Below are 806 nucleotides of genomic sequence, written 5' to 3'. Positions count from 1 at the left end.
AACAGGTCCCGGCACCTGTCGAAGAACGCCTGGTAGGAGTGGCGGCGAAAGTGCTCGAAGGCACCGATGCTGACGATGCGGTCCACCGGCTCGTCGAACTCCTCCCAGCCCTGCCGGCGGACCTGCGCGGTCCGCGGCCCCGACAGACCGGACACGAGCTCGGTGACGTGCCGGTATTGGTTGTCGCTGAGGGTGAGGCCAATGACGTTGACATCGTACTTTTCGATCGCGCGCAGCATGGTCGAGCCCCAGCCGCAGCCGATGTCGAGCAGCGTCATACCCGGCCGCAGGTCGCATTTGCCGAGCGCGAGGTCAATCTTGGCCCGTTGCGCCTGCTCGAGCGTCATGTCCTCGCGCTGAAAGTAGGCGCAGCTGTAGGTCATGCTCGGATCGAGGAACAGCCGAAAGAAGTCGTCGGACAGGTCGTAATGGGACTGCACCTGCGTGACGAAGGGCTTGAATTCCGACATCCCAGATCCTTCCCTCAACCCGTCGGGGAAACTCGTCGGCCGACTCACCGACGAACGCCGTCGAACCACGACGACGATCCGGTCCCGAGGGCCTCCCGGACGCTCTCGGGACGGGGCCGGCGAATCGTCCCGACACCGCAGGAACCGGTCCAACGCAAGGACCGGACCATACCCCGATCACGCGGCAGCACCTTCACACCGACCGCGCGCTCGGCAGCGACCCCGAAATAGTCACCACCCTGCCCGCACCTTCCCCCGCAGTGGCGCCGGACCGCTCTTCGTCGAACCCGGCTCGGCTCTCTGCTCCGTGGCCGCCACCCGGCCTCGAGGGTCGGG

The 806-nt window shown here is 66.5% G+C and carries 1 protein-coding gene; it reads right to left on the bottom strand.

The window, feature by feature from the left end; genetic code table 11:
• Window positions 1-470, bottom strand: a 470-nt coding sequence (locus AZG88_RS36440; RefSeq protein WP_156517715.1) for a class I SAM-dependent methyltransferase, incomplete at its 3' end; no start/stop codon positions are given.
• Window positions 471-806 lie beyond the last annotated feature (336 nt).

The organism is Rhodococcus sp. LB1 (assembly GCF_001583455.1).
Lineage (GTDB): Bacteria > Actinomycetota > Actinomycetes > Mycobacteriales > Mycobacteriaceae > Rhodococcus_F > Rhodococcus_F opacus.
This window is presented reverse-complemented; position numbering and strand designations above follow the sequence as displayed.